The organism is Roseivirga sp. 4D4, assembly GCF_001747095.1.
Taxonomy (GTDB): Bacteria; Bacteroidota; Bacteroidia; order Cytophagales; family Cyclobacteriaceae; genus Roseivirga.
In genome coordinates this window covers 3,165,234-3,186,841 of record NZ_MDGP01000001.1, presented here as the reverse complement: position 1 = coordinate 3,186,841, position 21,608 = coordinate 3,165,234, and the positions used below count along the sequence as shown (strand labels likewise).

Here is a 21,608-nt window from a genome sequence, read left to right as displayed (position 1 = left end):
TTTCTAAAAAAAAGATGAATTTCCCAAATTGGGAGGCTTAATGGAAGGGAAACTTGACTTATTGGACAATAACCTTCACTATTGCCACTTGTTGATTCTCATCAAGAATGCGAATGAGGTTTAGACCTTTTTGGAAGTTGCGGGTTGGAACTTCAATATACTTTTCGGTTACCAAGGCTTGCTCTTCTTTTCTGAAGATCAATTGACCTTTTGAATTGAGTACTGAGAGCCTTAAGGTTTGATCTCTTTCAATGGTATGAGCGATGCGGAGCATTTCCCCCTGTTGGATAGGGTTAGGGTACGCTTTGTAGGAAGATTCAAATTTAGATGTTACTCTGACTGATCTGATTTCAGAGAAATCAAATTCACCGCTAAAGTCAGTTTGCTTCAAACGATAAAATGAAAGACCATTTAATGGTCTGGTATCCATGTATGTATAATATAAGATCGCATCACTATTTCCAGCACCGTCAATTCTACCCACCGTTTCGAAGTCGACTCCATTTGTACTTCTTTCGATAGTGTAAAATGCGTTGTTAACCTCAGAGGCAGTTACCCAATCTAACTTGACTTGATTGTCATTATTGACAGATGCTTCAAATGAAATCAGGGTGATCGGCAAGGCGGCTACTTCAATAGAGCCTAATGTATAGTATTGACCATTGGTAAAGTCTACATCGAAAGTGGCAGTATTACTTGTACCATTTACTGCGCTGGGCGAAATGAGGGTTGTTCCTCCGTTAGAGAAGTCTCCATCATCATCTACCATTAGTCTAAGCTGGGTAAGGTTGTTGGTTCCAACTCCCAATGGACCTGTGATCGTTGATAAGTCATAAGTCAACTCGATAGAACCGACTGTTCCAGATTCCTGGACGCGCCATTCTCTATTAAGTCTACTATTGATAGTCGCCGGTCTTTCATTATTGGGAGCTTCTTCGATTGGGGCATTATCATTTCCTGAGAGGAGGTAAGAATCATTGGTGTCAAAACCCAAAGGAAGGTTGAATGTGACAAGGGCATCACTATTTTCACTTTTAGATTGTGTTTGCTCGAAACATGAGAGGTCATCCCTACCGATTCCGAAGATATCATTGTAATAAGTGGTGCCCTGACCATCATAATCCCAGACAATTCCTCCATCAGCTGCCAGGTAATCTTGTTCTGCCGCGGGTAGCGAGGCCACATCTCTAGTGATACCGTATTTAATACCAAGGTAGGATTCAACTCTGGTTCTTTCATTGGCGGTTAAAGCGGTTGAGAACACGATAGTTTCAGCAATATCTCCAGCAAACTGTGCTTGTACGTCTCCATCACTATGGTTGCCAATACCAAATGAAGTAGGCCCTGTTAGTGCCGTGGTGACACCGGTTCCTGTTGCGGCAGAGGCTCCATCCACAAATATTGCAACAGCCCCACTGGACTGAACTCTGGTGGCAAGGGCCATATGTGGTAAATTATCATTGTAGGTCGAAGATGTTTCGGCATCGAATCCTGTGCCGGTATTAGCATTAATCCATACTGTCCCATTTTCCATACCGAGACCATAGTCAGCAGTGCTGGAAGTTTCACTAGCACCAATCAGTGCTGGAGAATTCACAAAATCGCCCGCTGTACCGTCCACCTGACCAGTTTTAAACACAGAGATTAGGGTCATATCTCCAGAAACATTGTTAGAAGTGGTTTCTATATAGGCAGCGTTATTTGAATTAGGATCAGAGAACCTTAGGGCCGGGTTAAAGTTAATTTCTTCTGTTTCAAAGGTAGGTTCCACCGGATTAGCACCTCCCAGATTGCTTTCTGAGCCATTATCTTGAGGAGAACTTTGATCGTTCCATTGTTGTACATCATTTCCATCTACCGCAGGCGTAGTTCCGGCATCTGAGAACACTTCTAAATCACCTCTTAACCACAGGGCAATATTCGCATTTACACCTCCTGGACCGCAGGTTTCAAATGATGTACCAATTGTGAAAAACTGACCATCTGTAAGGTCAACCCCGCTAAAAGATAGGACATCTCCGTTGAAGGTGCCGCCAGTAACAATTGTGGCATCCGCCATGGTGGCGGTATTACCTATTAATAGAGAGTAACCACTTGCATCAGCAGTACTATAGCCAAGCCCTGCTAGATCGAATTGCAATTCAGTGTTGCCTACCGTTCCGTTATCTTGAACTTTCCAGATTCTCTCCATTCTACTTGCCAAAGAGGAAGGGAGGTCAGATGTATTGTCATTGGCTTGGTTGGTAGAACCATTGTCATTACCCCATATTAAGTAGTCCCCATCATCGGCAAAGGAATTGCTATTACTTGCATTATCAACAGCTACGGAGCCCAGGCCAACTGTAAGTATATCATCACTATTGATACTTGCAGATTGCTTCTGGCTGAAACAAGAGGCATCATCTCTACCTATTCCTGCAATATCATTATTGTATGCAGAATTAGTGGTGGCATTCCAAATCACTGTAGACCCATCAGAAAAAAGGTAGTTTGTTGCACTGGTCTGATCTATTGTAACGCCATATTTAATTGCCAAGTAAGTTTCTATTTGTTGTCTTTCAGTTCCGGTGAATGAGCCTTGGTAGGCAATCACATCTCCCAGGAATCCTACAAAGTCGTTTCCTGCATCATCGTCATCCCCGAGCGTATAATTGTATGTTCCTAAGCCTGCATCTGAAAGATTCGCATTATAGCTTGATTCGAATGAAGCTCCATTTTGGAAGAGGTTGGCGGTATTTCCTGAAGGGTGATCTACCGACCAAATATTCCATGCATCTTCATTAAAGTTACTAGAGTAAGCTGTGTTGCCACCATACCTTGAATTAATTAGGAAACTTCTATCATCTGAAGTTCCTCCCCTAAATTCAAATAACGCATCATCTGTTCCCGAGGAGCTATTGATAAAGCCTGCAGTTATAAAACTAAGACCAGCGGCAGTAGTGGTGATAGTACCTTCTAAAGAAGTAGCGTCATTGTTGAATTCAATGGCAGGGTTAAAGTTCACCGTATTGGTTTCGAATGTCGTTAGGTTCGAAGGGTCCGTGGCATCTGCACCACTGAGACTTTGGTCTGCCCAGGTTGCTACCGTTTGTCCATCAGTCGCTTGGGTGGTTCCCGTATTGAATACTTGTAGGTCAGCGCGCAACCAGAGTTCAAGATCAGCGGTTACTCCACCAGGGCCGCACTGGTCTCGACCGGTTCCTAAAGTAAAGAACTGACCATCAGTTAGATCAACCCCCGTAAAAGTCACAGTATTGGTCCCCACGTCATAACTTGCAGCTGGAATGGTGGTTCCCGAGGCCATTGTGGAACTGTTAGAGACGATAAGTTGAAAGTCAGTGAGGTTTGTTCCATAGCCTAAACCTGTCAGGTCGAATGAGATTTCAGTAGCACCGACCAAACCAGTATCATCCACTTTCCAGATGCGCTCCATTCTCTCCGTAACACTACCAGGAAGGTCGCTTGTATTGGCATTTGCCTGGTCTGCAAAGTCTCCATCGTTACCCCAGACTAAGAAGTCTCCATCATCATCAAAAGTATTTGAATTACTTGCGTTATTAGCCTCAATCGTATTTAATCCCATTTTTACAATACTCCCAGCGTTTTCGCTCTGAGATTGTTTTTGATCAAGACAGGCGTCATCATCTCTGCCAATGCCAGCAATATCATTGTTGTAAGTTGCGTTGGTTGTGGCATCCCATATGGTGGTAGCATCTGATCTGGTATAATTTGTCGCGGAGGTTTGGTCAAGCGTAATGCCATACTTAATGGCCATGCTGGTTTCTATTCTGTTCCTGTCTGTGGCGAGATAGGAAGATGGGGAATCATAATAGCTTATTTCAGAGATAAACCCATCAAAAGACAAAGCTCCTGAGGTGGTACCGTCATCATAACGTGAGGCACTGTTCTCATCACCAAGTCCAATAGCATCAGTATGCGAGTAGAGCCTCCCAACATTGGCCAGTGGAGTCCCAAAGCTTTGTCCATTCAAATAGCCCGTAATGTTTCCTGTAATGGCATCATTTCCCGCATAGTCAAAGGTGAGGACATAAGTTGTATTGGATGCAATAGACGTGGTATTCACAGTTGTAATTGCTCCAGCAGTGTTCCATGGTGCGCCAGTTCCATCACTTGCCTGATTCCATCCAGATATATGAAGGGTACTGGATTCGATATATACGTTAAGGCCTCTGGTGGCCCCACCTTGCTCATAAATGACTTGTTTGGTAGTAGGTGTTATATCGCCAGTTTTAAAAGCGATAGTAAATTTTTTGGAAAGGGACTCTCCACTATTCAGTCCTGCGATGGTTGGCAGGGCTAAACCCGTACTACCGGTGCTAAAGTCTATTGTAGGGTTATCATTGATGAGGTTAGTGGTTGCGCGGTAGACAGGCGCGGTTAGGTTAGTGCCATTATTTCCCGTTGGTGTTTGGTCAGCCCATAAGGTGACGTTAGCTCCTTCTGTTGCCGTAGTTACTCCTTCGTCTGCTCGTAGCCATGTTTGAATACCGTCATTATATCTCCCTGGCGTACAGAAGAAAAATGCTGTACCAAGGGTAAAGTACTGCGCATCATCTAGATCTACTCCAGTAAAGGTGATTACATTTCCGTTAAAGGTTCCTCCAGTTAAAACGGTAGCATTACTGAAATCGGCATTGGAACTGTTGGAGGCAACCAATAAGCTAAAATCAGCGGCATCAGTGCTTAGACCGAGTCCCGTCAAGTCAAAGGACACAGAAGTCGTTTGTACTTCATTTCTTTCTGCCACACGCCATACGCGCTCCAGCCTGGTGTCTATATTACTCGGGGAACTGACAGACGAACTTTCGGTCAAGGCCCCACCATCATTTCCCCAAATCAGCCATGTGTCATCCGTTGAAATGGTAGCCCCTCTATCAATAGTCACTACACTACCTGCATTCTCACTTTTTGAAGCGGGTTGGTCCAGTTCTGAGTCGTCATCTCGTCCGATGCCGGCAATATCATTGTTATACTCTAAGAAACCTCCAAGAGAGGCGTTCTGTGTGGTATTGAAAATTATAGTACCGTCAGAATTCACATAGTTGATCGGTGTAGACTGGTCGAGTGTAATACCGTATTTAATCGCCAGATAACTTTCTATCCTTTGCCTTTGCGCAAGCGGAAAGGATGCCGGTTCATTGCAATAAATAAACTCTGCAATTTCTCCCTCGAATGAAGTGGCTGATGTTCCTCCATCATCGTATCTGGACCCATCGGAGTCACCAAGCTCAATCCCTCCTGTGTGATCATACAGTAGACCAACACCCTGACTGAAGGGGTCAGAAAGTACTCCGAAGGACTGACCATTGAGGTAGCCGGTAATGGTGCCATTTTTCGAGCCTGAGTCATCACCATCAAATTCGAGGGTCACAATATATTCAGTATCTAGCGCTAAACTTGTCGATACAGTTTCAACACCGCTGGCGTCATCATTCCAATCGCCTTGGGCCTGAGCGCCACGGTTCCAAACGGACAAGTGGAGATTGCCAGCTCTGATGTAGATTCCAAGGCCATTGGTACCACCACCCTCTTCAAATAGCTGTTGTTTTGTGGTGATGTCGTTGGCATTTGTTCTAAAGGCAATATTGATTCCTTTTGACAAGAAACCGGTATTGGATACTTTGTCGTTGTAGTCGGCATTGTTTGCAGTAGCTAGGGCTCTTTCAGCATTTTCTACGAAATCAACGGTGGGGTTAAAATTGATACTACTGGTGCTACTTCTGAATGTGGGTGCTGTTCCGGAAGTGGTGTAATCATGATTTCCAGCGGACTGGTCTTCCCAAAACCCTACATTGGTTCCTTCTGTAGAAGCCGCACCTCCACTGGTGACAAAAGCTCCATCATTGGCTTTGAGCCAGGTTCTCAGTGCATCTTTGTATCCGCCTGGCCCAACGGTTTCAATCAAATTGTCATCACTTGCTACCGCAGCAGATACCCCAGCCACTAGGTCTAAGCCTGAATCTGATGAGAGGGTATTGGAAGGGAAAGTGGTTATATCGTCAAGAGAGACACCCCCCGCAATGGTCACAGTTCCACTAGTTAGTGTACTGCCTTGAGTATACCCACTGACTACATCAGCAGCAAATAGAGAATAACCGAAAATACTTTGCCCAGCTGAAATTCCCATTTCAGAAAAGGACACGGCAACCCCCTGCACCACTTGCGAACCAATCTCAATCAATGGAATAGGATCATCACCTACGGCTTGTCTTCTGAGAATTAAATATTGACTGAATGTCTGTCCAGACCCAGGCCAGAAATTTTCTCCTATGCCTACTGCTGTTCCGTAGGTGGCAGGGTCACCATTAGAATCCAGTGAAGTGATTGGGGCGATTACGATGTTGTCATTTCCACCTCGTTCGATTATCGGGAATACAGAAGTTGTTGGGCTAGAACTTTGAATACCTGAATACCAGATGACATCTACTCTTTCTGTTTCTACTTCAATACTTCCGGAAGCTAAGTCATCATCGTTTACAAGGATGTTGTCATAACCTGCATTGAGGTTTCCGGAAAGATAAATGGCATCCGCTTCTGCTACTATATCGGGATCGATATCCAGCTCATCGGGATTGGGTGTTGTGTTGATTTGATTTAACTGATACCAAATGTTCACCAGTCTATCGTTGGTCACTCGCCTTAATAAGATTACCGTATCGGGAGCTAGGAACCGATCATAAGTTGTTCCTGAAACTACATAGGAACTGACTCCAACATTGTTTCCCTGGCCATAATTAATGTTGTATTGGGTATTGGCTAAAATGCTATTGCCAGCATCACTAGGCGATGTAACCAGCGTGGTGGTTGTGGTGCCTGTAGAGGTCGATGTATTTATTGTGGAGATAACGGTCTGACCACTGACACTCGGGCGTAGGAGGAGCATCAGCACACAGTATAGAACTATGTGAAGTCTAGTATTGATTACCACGATGTTTAGGTGTTAAGCCATTCGGCTTAATTGTACTTTAATGATAGTACAAATTTATGGTACGAGCACCCTACTTTTTATTTTTTTGTTCGAAAAAAATATTGACAGGGTGTTTTTAAGGCTGTGATGAGCGGTAAAGAGCCGCAGTGTTGTAGTGGGCTATGTATAAATATTCAAATAATTTTTGACCTCCCAAAAAATACGAACATCAATGAATTGTATTTGAAAAGCCGTTATTTATATCTGAACAGAGTATATGCTCAGTTGGATTTGTAGATTGAGTGTTGTGAAACTGCCTTAATTGAGCTTTTTACTAAGCCTCTATCTGACCAGAATTTTGAGAATTTTCGTGTTATTATCTCGATCCAATATTCTCAATAAGTTGAGACCTTTTTTCATCTTGTCAGTTTGGATCTGGAAAGATTGCTGAGAAGCATATACTTGCTGTTCTTGTCTATGGATCACCTGGCCCGTATTACTCAGTATAGTAAGACTGAGTACTTGGTCCGACTCCACTGTGTAGTTGATTGTTAAACTTTCCCCTTGCACTATAGGGTTAGGGTAAGCACTAAAGTTCGCTTCAAACTGTCTTTCCACCTTTACGGATCGGATTTCAGAATAGTCGAACTCGCCACCAAAGTCGGTCTGTTTTAAACGATAGAAGGAGGTTCCATTAAGCGGATTCACATCAACGAAAGTGTAATACAATAAGTCACTGCTATTACCTGCACCGTCAAGATTAGCAACGGTCTCAAAATTCACCCCATCTGTACTTCTTTCAATGGTATAGAAAGCATTATTGACCTCAGAAGCTGTTACCCAATCGAGTTTGACCTGATCATCTTTGTAGTTGTTTACGTCAAAGGATATCAAAGTGATCGGAAGCGCATCGTTTTCAATAGAACCTAGGGTATAGTATTGGCCATCAGTAAAATTCACCTGGAAGGTCACAGTCTGACTACCGCCATTAGTGGCACTAGGAGAGATTAGCGTGGTTCCACCGTTAGAGAAGTCTCCATCATCATCAACCATTAAGCGGGTTTGCGTGAGGTTGTTGCTACCAGATGCAGTACCGGTAACACTTGAAAGATCAAATGTCAACTCTACTGTTCCGACAGTACCAGTTTCTTGTACTTGCCACTCCCTGTTGAGCCTACTGTTGATTGTTGCTGGTCTTTCAGTATTTCTAGTGGCTTCTAAAGCAGCATTATCATTACCAGATACCAGCCAAGAATCGTCAACACTAAATCCTCCCGTATTGTTTATGGTAACGATGGCATCACTATTAGCACTTTTGGATTGGGTTTGATCAAGGCATGAAAGGTCATCTCTACCTATACCGAAGATGTCATTAGAGTAAGTAGTCTTACCGCTGTAATCCCAAATAGTGCCTCCATCACCCCCACGATAATCTCTTTCATCCACCGATCCGGTAGTGCCATCATCAGCACCTGCAAGAGTGATTCCATATTTGAGGGCCAGGTAAGACTCTACCCTATTTCTTTCATCTGAAGTCAAGATCTGATTGAAGGCAATGGTTTCAGCGATGTCTCCTGCATACTGCGCATCCACATCTGAGGTGAAATGATTACCGATACCGAAGCCACCATCCGCATTCGTCAAGCTTGTAGTTATACCAGTTGCTGTAGCATCTTGCGCTGCATCGACATATAGGGATAGGTCACCAGTACTTACATCTCTGATTCCCATGGCAATGTGTGGAAGATTGTTATTATAAGTACTAGTTGTTTCGACTTCAAATGCTGCATCCGAATCTGCATTTACCCAAATGGTGCCATTCTCCATACCAATAGCATTATCTAAGCCTGACCCCGATCTTGTACTGAGTAGGGCAGGAGAGTTTACATTATCGTTTGCAGTTCCAGAGGTTTGTCCTGTCTTAAAGACTGAGATGAGCGTGAAGTCACCATTGACCGTTCCGGCTGAAGCCGCTCCAGTTCTCATATAGGAGTTATTGGTAGAACCAGGGTCGGTAAAATTAACTACAGGGTTAAAGTTGATTTCACTGGTTTGGAAGGTAGGCTCAATTGGTCCTGCACCACCTAGTGCTACTTCAGATGCATTTAAGTTAGCCGTACCTTGATCGTTCCATTGTTGTACATCATTACCATCGACAGCCGCTGTTGTTCCAGCGTCTGAGAATACTTCAACATCTGCTTTTAACCACAGTGCAATGTTTGTATTGACACCGCCCGGTCCACAAATGGTAATTCCTGTGCCGATGGTAAAGAATTGCCCATCAGTGAGGTCAACGCCTGTAAATGATAGTACGTTACCATTTAATGTACCTCCAGTAATTACTGTGGCATCAGCCATGGTAGCTGTACCTCCCACCAAGAGTGTGAAGGCAGTAGGATCTGCCACGGAGTAGCCTAGGCCCGTCAGATCAAACTGGAGTTCTGTTTCCCCGACAGTACCTGTATCTTCAACCTTCCAGATACGAGTCATACGCTCAGAGACAGAGTTAGGTACATCAACCGTGTTTTTACTTGCCTCTGCAGTAGCACCATCATCATTACCCCAAACTAGGTAATCACCATCATCAGCAAAAGTGTTGATGTTGGCTGCATTGTCTGTAGCCACAGCACCCAAACCTACGGTCAAAATATCGTCAGAATTAACACTTGACGATTGTTTTTGGCTAAAACAAGAAAGATCGTCACGGCCTATACCTGCGATATCATTGTTATACGTACTATTGGTCGTTGAATTCCATATAACATCACCAGCCGCATCAAAGTAATGCTTGTCATCTGCTGAGAGACTTCCATCTTGACTCAATGTAACTCCATATTTAATAGCTAGATATGATTGGACTTTTCGTCTATTGGCATCATCTAGTCTTGATGAAAAGGTTATCACCTCAGCAATTCTACCATCGAAAAAGTCTTCAGCAGGGTTAAGGTCATGATATGCGCCAAGGACATATGGAAGGTTGGTACCGGAAAGATAACTTCCAGCGGAGCTATTGTTTATTGTAATACCATCTTGATAAATGTCTGTGCCTGTAGGACTGCTACTGGTATTATCCTTGACGTTGAATATGTAAGGCTGGCCAGAAGGAATGCTCCCTGCACCTGTAAAGGCTGAACGCCAATCTGCACCACCACCCATGCCATGAAGTAAGATTTCATCTGCAAACGCACTGGTAAACGAACCTAGTGTAAGTCCGGCAAAATCCGCTGCACCCCCATCAAAATCACCTCCAGACCTATCAGCTGTAAATACAGACTCATTGGTTGATGCTGACGTAATGGTATTGTCTGGCTGAAAAACTACAAAGTAGTCGTTTGTATAAAAACCACCTCCTGAAGCACTCAGATAGTCAGAGTTGGCCGAAGTAAAGTCTACTGCATCGTTAAAGTTCACCGTTCCGTCAGCGATATCTGGCCTGTTACCCACACTGCCAGTTGCATTATTACTACTGTTTTGATCTGCCCAAGTGGTTACCTCGGACCCACTCAAAGTGATACCTTCATCCCCTCTAAGCCAAGTCACCAAACCTGTTGTAATACCCCCTGGGCCACAACTCGATCTTGCTGTGCCTAGTGTAAAGAAATCTCCATCACTGAAGTTTACCCCAGTAAATGTTACCGTATTGCTGGAAAATGAAGCAGCAGGTGTGATGGTACCACTTGCCATGGTAGAGGTGCTGGAAGTTATCAGGTTAAAGTCTGACGCAGAAGTACCTGTATAGCCTAGGCCTGAAATGTCAAAAGTAATGGTAGTAGCACCAACTGTTCCAGTTTCTTGAACATGCCAGATACGCTCCATTCGCTCAGTGATAATTCCTGGAACATCTGAAGTATTGGCACTTGCCTGTGCTGTAGCATCATTGTCATTACCCCAAACCTGGAAGCTATTGTCTGCGGTAAATGAATTACTATTGGCGGCATTAGTTGCCTCAATGCCTCCAAGGCCCATGGTGACTAGCCCATCCGAATTAATGCTTGAAGACTGTCTTTGCTCAAAGCATTGCGCATCGTCACGACCAATACCGGCAATATCATTGTTGTATCCAGAAGATTGGTCTGTAAAATCCCATATTACAGTACCCTCAGAATCTCTATAATCTCTTTCGTCAACGGAACCAGTAGTTCCATCATCTGCAGAATTCTTAGTAATACCGTATTTAACAGCAAGGTAGGTCTCGACTCTATTTCTTTCGTCAGAGGTAAGGTCATCGGAGAAAATGATTACCTCAGAAATGTTTCCTGCGAACTGAGCATTATTATCAAAGGGAGAATAGTGGTTACCAATTCCGACACCAGTACCTAAGTTAAGTGTAGCAACATCGGATACCGCTGAGGCTTCATTGTTTCCATCGATATATAGTTGAACCGAACCGGCAGCCGTTGATTGTACCCTGGTGGCTAAGGCAATATGAGTATTTCCATCATTGAATGTACCAGTAGTTCGTGCTCCATACTGGTCACCAGTGATTATTTTGGCATGAACGCGTCCTGCTGACTGACCCAGTGAGTAATTTGCTCCAGGGTTACTGTCATCAGTACTTACAAAGGCAGGAGCATCATAGGCTGCATTATCACCACTTTCATCGGCCTGAGTACTGGAATATACAGCAATTAGAGACATATCCGCTGTGGCCGGGATAGTTGATGTTCTGAGCCAAGAGTTGTTGGTACTATTTTGATCGGTAAATGAAATAGCAGGATTAAAGTTTGTACCTGATGTCACAAAAGTAGGTTCTGCAGGTGTTCCGCCACCGTTGGCTTCTGCAGCATCTGTGCCGTTCAACGATTGATCTTCCCATGAAGTAACATCTGAGCCATTCGTTGTAGTATTTGTACCAGAATCAGCCTCAAACCACAGCGCAAGATCAGCTTCTACTCCACCAGGGGCACAGGTTTCAAAGTCAGTACCCAAGGTGAAGTATTGACCATCTTCTAGGTCTATGCCGGTAAACGTGATGATATTACCATTAAAGGTTCCGCCACTGACCACGGTAGCATTGCTGAAGTCAGCATCGTTCCCACTAACGGTTACTGCATTACTGCCTGCTATCAATAAACTAAAGTCTGCTGCATTGGAGCTTAGGCCTAAGCCTGTTAAATCAAAAGAAACGGAGGTGGTTTGTACTTCTTTTTCCTCAGCCACGCGCCATACTCTGGTGAGTCTTGCGTCAATGGTATCAGGCATGGTGAGGGCAGTAGTTTCGGTCAATGCACCATTGTCATTACCCCAGATTAGCCATGAGTCATCAGTTCCGATGGTATTTCCTTTATCAATGATAACGATGCCATCTGAGTTTTCACTTCTTGACTTGGGCTGGTCAAGTTCAGAATCATCATCTCTACCGATCCCTGCGATGTCATTATTGTATTGCTTAAATCCTCCAGCAGTCTCATCATTGGTAGCATCGAAGATTACCGTTCCTGCGGAGTTCACATAATCGTTGGCAATTGCCTGATCTAGCGTAATGCCATACTTAATGGCCAGATAACTTTCTATTCTATCCCTTTGCGCTGTAGTGAACGATCCGGGCTCGTTACAGTAAATTAACTCCGAGATTTCTCCTTCGAAAGAGTTGGTACTGGAATTGGTTCCATCATCATATTGAGTAGAACCATCAGAACCTCCGAACTCAATACCATCGGTATCAGAGAAAAGAAGCCCAACACTGGAGAGTGTCCCAAAGCTTGCTCCATTTAAGTAAGGTGTTAGTGTACCGGTTGTACCGCTATTTCCATCTAGCTCTAGGGTTAAGATATACTCTGTATCTAGGGCAACGGCTGTACTTACTGTGGTAATATTTCCACTGTTATTCCAAGGAGAGCCAGTGCCATCACTATTTCTATTATAAGCAGAGACATGTAAGTTTCCACTCCGGATGTATACAATAATGCCTCTTGTGTTACCACCTTGCTCGTAGATGACCTGACGGTCAGTGATGTCAGTAGTACTGGTTCTGAATGCGAAGTTTAAACCCTTATTGGTATAAGAAGTGGCAGTATTAAAATCGGTATTGTTTGCAATGGTCAAGCTTGTTGCGCTAGCTGTAAAATCAACTGTTGGGTTAAAGTTGATGGTACTGGAAGTGCTTCTGTAAGTAGGTGCTGCAGTACCAGTGGTGGCGTCATGGTTTCCAATCCAGTGATCTTGCCAATCGGTGACAGTCGATCCATCAGTAGAAGTGGTAATATCATCCGCTTCGTTGGCCTTTAACCAGGTAGACAATGCTGCTTTATAACCTCCAGGGCCTTTGTTTTCAATAATCACATTTGTTGTACTGGCAACACCTGCAGCTACACCTGCAATAAGGTCTAGCCCTGAATCTGAAGATTTGGTTGTGGTTGGGAAAGTCGAGATATCAGCTAAATCAACACCACTATCAATAGTAACCTCAGGGGGCGTAGTATCAAGGGCGGTTCCTGAAGTATAGCCATCTACCACATCTGCAGGGAATATTGAATAGCCATAAATGGTTTCGTCAGCAGCGATATCCAAATTGGTAAAGCTGATAGCCACACCTTGAACGGTTTGACTTCCAATGTCCAAGAGTGGAATTGGGTCAACACCAACGGTTTCTCTCCTCAAAATGATGTAGCCTGTATAGGTTTGTCCAACACCAGGCCAATCATTTTCACTAATTCCGATGGCAGTTCCATAAGTGGCTGGGTCGCCATTAGAGTCAAGGGTAAGAATAGGAGCTACAACAATATTGTCATTCCCGCCTCTTTCTATAATCGGGAATATGGCTTCGTCAGGGTCTGGAGTTTGAATACCTGAGTACCAAATGACATCTACTCTCTCCGTTTCTACCTCAATACTACCTGATGCCAAGTCGTCATCATTTACCAAGATATTATCATAACCAGTATTGAGGGCATTGGAAAGGTAAATAGCGTCTGCTTCGGCAACTTTGGTGGGCTGTATGGTAACTACACTGGCTGTCACTCCATTGTCTTGATACCAAATATTGACAAGTCTGGAAGAGGACACTCTTCTTAATAGGAGCGTATCAGGTGCCACAAAGTTGTTATAAGTAAGGCCTCCTACGGTATAGGAATCAACCCTCACATCATTGCCAGAACCATAATTGAGCGTATAAGCAGCACTTGCGCTTACTGAATTGGAGGCATCACTAGGGGAAGTGACATTATCGGTAGAACTGGTGGCCGACTCGTTAGATACGGTTATAGCAGTAATATCCGACTGCGCATACAGCGTAGTCGATAGTACAAACATGAGCATACAGCCCAGCCAGCCTATAGGTTGTTTAATTTTAATAGTAGTAGTGTCTCTTTGAAGGCCCCAGACCTTCAACCCCTTAACAATTATGTATAACCCTATCGAAGAGAATACCCTCCTCGATAATGAAAAATGTTTAAGTGATTTTAATTGCTGTACGTGCACCCCTTTGAACTAATGAACTAAAGGTCATTAGACAGGACCGTGCCAGTATGTAGAAAGAGTAGTTAGGGCTGCAAAATTCGCCCTTTTTTGGGAATGGACAACATTTCGTAGACAAAATGAGTCCCAAATTGGGAATATTGCTATAATGAATGGGAAAAACACAAAAAAATGTTGTTCATATGTATGAACTTGTAATTGAAAGCGGTTTTTCGGCTAGTGTTGACTTACTTAAACCAAGTAAAAATTAGAATGGCGTTTTGCCTAACGGACAATGAAACGCTTGGTAATAGACCTCTTATTATCGACAAGTATTCTAGCGAAATAAATTCCCTTCGTAAGCCTATTTGTATTGTACGTTTTAGTTTGCGCTTCAGTATTTAGCATGTCCTTCAGTACATGATTTCCCTGGATATCATACACTCCCAAAACGGCATAAAATGCATCGGAGGGAAGCTTGTATTCAAAGGTGATATCTTGTCCTCTGATTACAGGGTTTGGCATGGTCACAAGCTCCAGTTCATCTTTAAGGTGAGTAAATACGCTTTCGATAGGAGAGTAGCTAAATTCACCGCTGAGGTCCACCTGCTTTAGCCTATAGAACGACTGACCCGAGAGTGGTCTCCTATCTAAATATCTGTAGGACCTGATTGAGTTAGTAGTACCCGAACCATCTACTTGAGTAATAGCTTCAAAATTAAAACCGTCATTACTTCTTTCTACTGTAAAAAAAGAATTGTTTTCCTCTGAGAGTGTTGTCCATTCAAGCGCAACAACCCCTTCGTTTGATCTTGCATCGAATGATAGTAATTCAATAGGTAGTGCATCATTTTCAAGAGAGCCGAGCGTGTAGTAGTATCCGTCAGTTCCGTTGAAATCTACCTCAAAGGTGACGGTCTGAGCTCCTGCGTCAATACTCGTTGGTGAAACAAGTGTGACGCCACTGCTAAAGTCATCATCCGTATCTATCATCAACCGTACTTGGGTAAGGTTATTGTCCCCAATGGGAGTGCCGGTAACCTCGCTTAGGTCGAATGTTACGCTTACGGTACCGACAGTACCACTTTCCTGCACCTGCCATTCTCTGTTTAACCTACTGTTAATAGTGGCAGGCCTTTCTGTGTTTCGAGGCGCCTCTAAGGAAGCATTATCATTACCCCAGATCAACCAAGAGTCATCATTATCCCATGATGTTATTTCAATGTCTACAATTGCATCATCATTTTCACTTTTTGAGTGGGTTTGATCAAAACACGAGAGATCATCTCTACCGATACCGGCAATATCATTGAAGTAAGTTGCTCCTCTGGCGGCATAGTCCCATATAACCGCTCCGTCTCCAGCTACATAGTCCCCTTCCCGAATCAGACCAGAGATTACCTCATTGGTAGTTCCATCCCCATCTGTATTATTGGATCTAGTAATACCATACTTCAAGGCCAAATAGCTTTCAGCTCTGGCTTGTTCTTCTCCAGTCAAGACGGATGAGAACACCAATACTTCAGCAATATTTCCCTGAAATTGAGCTCCGTTGGTATATCCACTATGGTTTCCAATGGCCCAGGTATCTGCAGCATCGAGAGCTGTTGCGTCAGATGTTCCGGTTCCCACATTTAAAGAGTTAACATACAAATTGACTCCAAATGGAGTAGTTTGATCTCTTGTGGCAGTAGCCATATAAGGTTCTCCATCATTATAGGTGGCCGTACTTCTAGCTGTGAAATTATCGTTGTTCGCTGCATTTACGACTACTTCACCTTGGTATACTCCGAGTCCGTAGCCATCATTAGTTCCATCGATTCCTGCTCCGATCAGGGAAGGTGTGTTTTCAATGTCGTCATTTGAGCCTTGATTTTGAGCTGTATTAAAAATCGCAATCATGGTTAGATCATTGTCCACATTGTTGGACAAAGGGCCCGAAGTGGTCTCTAAGAATGAATTATTCGTGGTATTCTGGTCAGAAATAAAGATTACAGGGTTATAGTTTATGGTATTGTTAGCATCTGACTCAAAAACAGGTTCTACAACCGACCCTCCTCCACCATTACCTTCAGAGGCATTATAGGCTGGAGAGCTTTGATCATTCCATTGTAGTACATTAGCACCATCAACAGCAGGTGTAGTACCTGCATCTGAGAAGGCCTCTAGATCTGCCCTCAACCATAGACCAATATTAGTGTTGACACCACCCGGACCACAGGTGGTAAGTGCTGTCCCTAATGTGAAATACTGACCATCTGTTAAATCAATCCCGCTGAATGAGAGCACACTGCCGTTGAATGTTCCTCCGGCAGTCAATGTACCATCGGCCATTGTAGAAGTGTTTGAGATAATTAACCTAAAGTCTTCTGCATTTGTGCTGTAACCGAGTCCAGTCAAATCGAATTGAATTTCTGTAGCACCAACGGTCCCAGTATCTTCTACCCTCCAAACCCTTCTCATCCTTTCGGCTACAGTACTCGGAAGGTCTGTTAGGTTTGCTGCAGCAGTGGCCTGATCAGTTGCGACATTATCATGACCCCAAATCAAAAAGTCAAGATTGTCGTGAAGACCTGAATTGGCCGCATTGTCGGCTGCAATAGAGCCGAGCCCTATAGTTAGTATGGTACCTTCACTTGCACTAGTACTTTGTTTTTGGTTTAAACAAGCGTCATCGTCACGCCCTATCCCAGCCATACCGTTATGGTAAGTTGAATTACTATTAGATTCATCCCAAATGATGGTGGTTCCGTCTGAGGCAACTAAATCTCCTTCCGCTACAAGGCCAGAAATAGTCTCGTTGAGTGTGGCATCGTTGTCATTGTCCTGTGGTAATGTGATTCCATATTTAATAGCGAAGTAGGAATAGATACGAAGCTTCTCTATGTCAGATACAGCTCCGTTGTACACTAAAACTTCACTGATAAAGCCATCATAGTTGCCTACACTTGCTAGGTCCCCTATGTAGTTGGTTTGCGTGCCACTGAGGTCTACGGTATTCGTATTTGTATTTCGATTGAAGATGTCATCTCGAAATTCTTCTATTACTTTGCCCGTCCCATCATACGTAGCCCCAATTAGAAATGGAACATTTGGACTGTCGAATGCATTGACCGTTACGTCCAGATCGTTTCCCCATTGGGCTATCGTGGCTGCTGTGCTATTTCTATATCCAAAATGAAGATCTTGGTTGGTGGTTCCACCAGTAGATCCAATTACATAATTAGTGGATCCATCATCCCGCAGACCAACACCAAACATGCTGTATCTACCTGTGCCTGTAGCCGACTTAATTTCGGCTAAGTCACCAACAGATAGCCTGTCGTCAGTCCCATCGAAAGATACTGTTGGCTGGAAATTGATATTGTCAGTACTGTTATCTCTGAATTCTGGACGAGCTGTAAGCGTTTCAGTACCATCATTGCCCGCAGTCGATTGATCAGTCCAAGTGTCTATTGGATTGGTGTCTGTGGTAGTGGAAGTACCCTGGTCTCCTCTAAGCCAAAGCACCATGTTACTTGTTACTCCTCCCGGGCCGCATAGGTCGGCAGAAACCCCAAGGGTAAAGTACTGTCCATCAGTAAGGTCTACTCCAGTAAATGTCAATACTGATCCATTGAATGTGCCACCTGTTACTGTAGTTCCAGCTTCAAGCGAAGTGTTATCTCCACCACTCGCGATGATCAACTGATAATCTCCAGCATTGGTACTATAACCTGTCAAACCCGTAAGGTCAAAAGAGATATCCGTTGCGCCTACATTACCAGTATCTTGAGCCCTCCAGATTCTGAGCATCCTTTCATTGACAGTTCCAGGAGTACCGGCTGTAGTAATGTTGGCAAATGCGGTGCTAGCTCCATCAGAGCCCCATGTCAAGAAGTCCAAGTCATCATCGAAATTATTCGGATTAGCCGCATTGGTGCTGGCGATTTCTCCTAATCCCACCGTGAGAATCGCATCTGTATTCATACTCCCAGACTGCTTTTGCTCAAGGCAAGTATCATCATCACGACCAATACCGGCTATATTGGTCACAAAGCCTGTATCATCAGAGTAGTCAAAAGTGATTGTGGTGCCGTCTGATGCTACATAGTCCCCCTCAACTACAGCACCCGCTATGGTTTCATTTGGTGTTGCATCCGCATCATTGTCATCTGTTAGGGTTACTCCGTACTTAATGGCCAAGTAACTTCTAACCTGTTGGGCTTCAAGGTCACTTATTGCTTCATTGTAAACAATGATTTCTTGCATGTCACCGAAGTATCTTCTTCCTGGAGCGTTGCTGGCCAGCGTATTTGATTCAGAAAGCCTCCCAATAGAAACCGGACCTTGGTCTGTGCCATGCGTACTCGCTTCGGCTATAGCGGCATTATTTAATTCTATACTTCTGGTTTCTGGGCCCCTAACTGCAGTTCCATCTACGTTAAAAACATGAGTGTCCGAAGTTCCTGCACCAATATTGTAATCCGCTTCCATAATGGTTGCTGGTCCTGTTGGAGAAACATCAAAGTTGTTGTTGTCTCCAGGAGATATGATAGTACCACGTGTTGCACTAGAACCCATGGCCACATGAGAAGCATTGCGATCCCCAAAACTATAAATGAATTTCTGCTGATTGGCGTTGTTGCTCCCTCCAGGAATATCTGGCTCAATTGCGGCAAAAACGTGCATACCGCCACCGGCATCTTCCGCAAAGATGTAATTGCTTCCCAGGTTAAAACCTATGTCATTATTTCCGGTAGGAAAATCCAAACCCGGATTAAAGTTCACGTCATTTTCTATCCAGGTTGGCCTAGTCGTGTTTCCTCCTGTTATGGCATCGAAGTCATTTCGGCTCTGATCACCCCAGGTATTAACGTCTTGTCCATTAGTGGCTGGAGTGGTTCCGGTATTGAAAGCTTCAGTATCCGCTTTTAACCACAAAGCAAGTCCATCCTGTACATTTCCAGGGGTACAAATAAAGAACTGCGTACCTAAAGTAAAGTATTGACCGTCTGATAGGTCGATATCATCGAATGTAATAACATCACCCACAAAAGTACCCCCAGTGACAACGGTGGCACTTGAAAAATCTGCCCCAGAAGAAGTGCCAGCTATTAATAGTGAAAAGTCAGAAGCATTAGTGCCAAAGCCCAAACCAGTTAAATCAAAAGAGATATCTGTAACGCCTAGGGAGTTCTCTTCGGCTACGCGCCATACCCTCTCGATTCTTTCATTGATCGTATCCGGTTTGGAGACTATTCTGCTGGCTGTCGTAGCAGCACCGTCATTACCCCAAATCAGCCATGTATCATCATTACCGATGTCGGTGTTCCTATCTACCTGAACCAGGCTTCCAGAATTCTCACTTTGTGATGATAATTGAACAAACTCAGAATCATCATCTCGTCCAATCCCTGCGATGTCATTGTTGTATTCAAGATATCCTCCCAAAGAAGCATTATTGGTGGTATTGAAAATGATATCACCAGCTGAGTTGACATAGTTGATCGCTGTGGACTGATCAAGGGTGATACCGTATTTGAGGGCTAAATAGCTTTCAATTCTGTTTCTTTGCGCTGAGGAGAATGATCCTGGCGAATCACAATAAATAAACTCTGGAATACTTCCATAGAAAGAAGCTGCTGCGGAGGTCCCATCATCATAGCGTGAAGCAGAGTTTACATCTCCCAAACCGATACCATCAGTATCCGCAAACAGCAGACCTACATTAGAAATAGTACCAAAGCTTTGTCCATTGAGGTAGGCTGTGACTGTGCCAGTCACGCCCGAGTTACCATCAAATTCTATAGTTAGAATGTACTCAGTTTCTGTGCTGATCGTACTGGTGCTTGTAGAATTGAATGCCCAGTTATCACCCGTGCCATCGGTATTCGGTATGTTCCATGCCCCGACATATAAAGAACCGGCTCTGATGTAAGCGTTAATTCCCCGATCATTACTCCCTTGCTCATAGATCTGTTGCTTTGTAGTGATATCATTACCCGTTCTGAAGGCAATGTTGATTCCTTTGGTCGAGTATGAGGTAGCCGTATTGAAGTCTGTGTTATTCGCTATTTGAAGCCCTCTTTCTGTAGCATCTAGAAAGTCTACTGTAGGATTGAAGTTGATATCGGCCACTGCATCAGATTCGTAGACAGGTGCTGTTGTTAATGTAGTGGCATCATGGTCACCAAGCCATTGATCCTGCCAGTCAGTAACATTAGATCCATCAGTCGCAGTGGTTACGCCTACATTCGCTTTCAACCAAGTGTTCAATGCTTCTTTATAACCACCCGGACCTTTTGCTCTTGTTAGGTTGGCGTCACTGGAAACGGCTGTCGAAATACCAGCAATTAAATCCAAACCAGATGCTGAACCTGTATTAGTTGGGTAATTTGTCGAGTTGGTGAAGTCCACAAGGTCACTTCCTGTGACAGTTACGTCATCGGCAAAAATGGAATATCCATAGACTATTTCATCTGCGGCTACCCCAAAATCCGAGAATGACACAGTTGCACCATGAATGTTCTGCGAACCTAAATCTACAACAGGAAGTGGGTCTGATGTAGCATCTTGTCTCCTCATGACTAGTGAGACATGGGCAATTCCAGTATTTCCCCATTCACTTGTTCCGTTATTATTGATTTGGACTACAGTCGGATAGTAACCGCTGGGGTCACCATTGGCATCTAGGGAGCTAATCGCTGCAACTCGAATATCGTCATTACCCCCGCGTTCGATAATAGGAAAAACGGCTGTTGAAGGAGAAGAAGTGACAACGCCAGAATTGTAGAGGATATCAATGCGTTCAACGTTCGCAAAGTTGGTGGCATTATTCACCAGAATGTTGTCATAGCCAGCATTCAGTAGTCCACTTTGATATAAAAGGTCTTCGTTGTCTTGTTGTTCAGCGTCCAAATCGATGATATCGTTGGTATTATCAACGTTATCAACTTCGTAGAAGATAATCAATTGGCGTCCAGCGTCTGTTCTACGAATGATCAGCGTATCAGGGAGTACAAAGTTATCATAAGTGGTACCACCAGCTACATAGGAAGTTACAAGTAGGTTCTGTACTTGGCCATAATTTACTGTATATGCTGTTGAGGCACTGATACTTCCACTTGCATCTGAAGGTGATGTAGCCACGTAGCTTGAGGTGGTAAGGCCAGTAGTAACTGCATTTGTGTTAATTGTGGTGATTTGGGTTTGGGCAAGAGATACCTTGCACAGTACTATGAGTAGTATAGTCAGTACTGCGTATCTGGAGAGAATACGTGTAATTATTGTGCTACGCACAGAT

The 21,608-nt window shown here is 43.9% G+C and carries 3 protein-coding genes; all 3 read right to left on the bottom strand.

Going from position 1 to position 21,608, the window contains the following annotated elements; translation table 11 throughout:
- Positions 1-58: 58 nt before the first annotated feature.
- The 3 genes from BFP97_RS14040 to BFP97_RS14030 all read right to left on the bottom strand — a co-directional run bounded on the left by BFP97_RS14040 (position 59) and on the right by BFP97_RS14030 (position 21,604).
- On the bottom strand, positions 59-6,904 hold the full coding sequence (locus tag BFP97_RS14040) for a hypothetical protein (protein WP_069843027.1): 6,846 nt from the start codon (positions 6,902-6,904) through the stop codon (positions 59-61).
- Positions 6,905-7,270: 366 nt separating this feature from the next.
- Positions 7,271-14,179, bottom strand: a complete 6,909-nt coding sequence (locus tag BFP97_RS14035; protein WP_139135311.1) for a T9SS type A sorting domain-containing protein — start codon at positions 14,177-14,179, stop codon at positions 7,271-7,273.
- A 429-nt stretch (positions 14,180-14,608) separates the two neighbouring features.
- Positions 14,609-21,604, bottom strand: a complete 6,996-nt coding sequence (locus tag BFP97_RS14030) for a T9SS type A sorting domain-containing protein (RefSeq protein ID WP_139135310.1) — start codon at positions 21,602-21,604, stop codon at positions 14,609-14,611.
- Between the last annotated feature and the right edge of the window lie 4 nt (positions 21,605-21,608).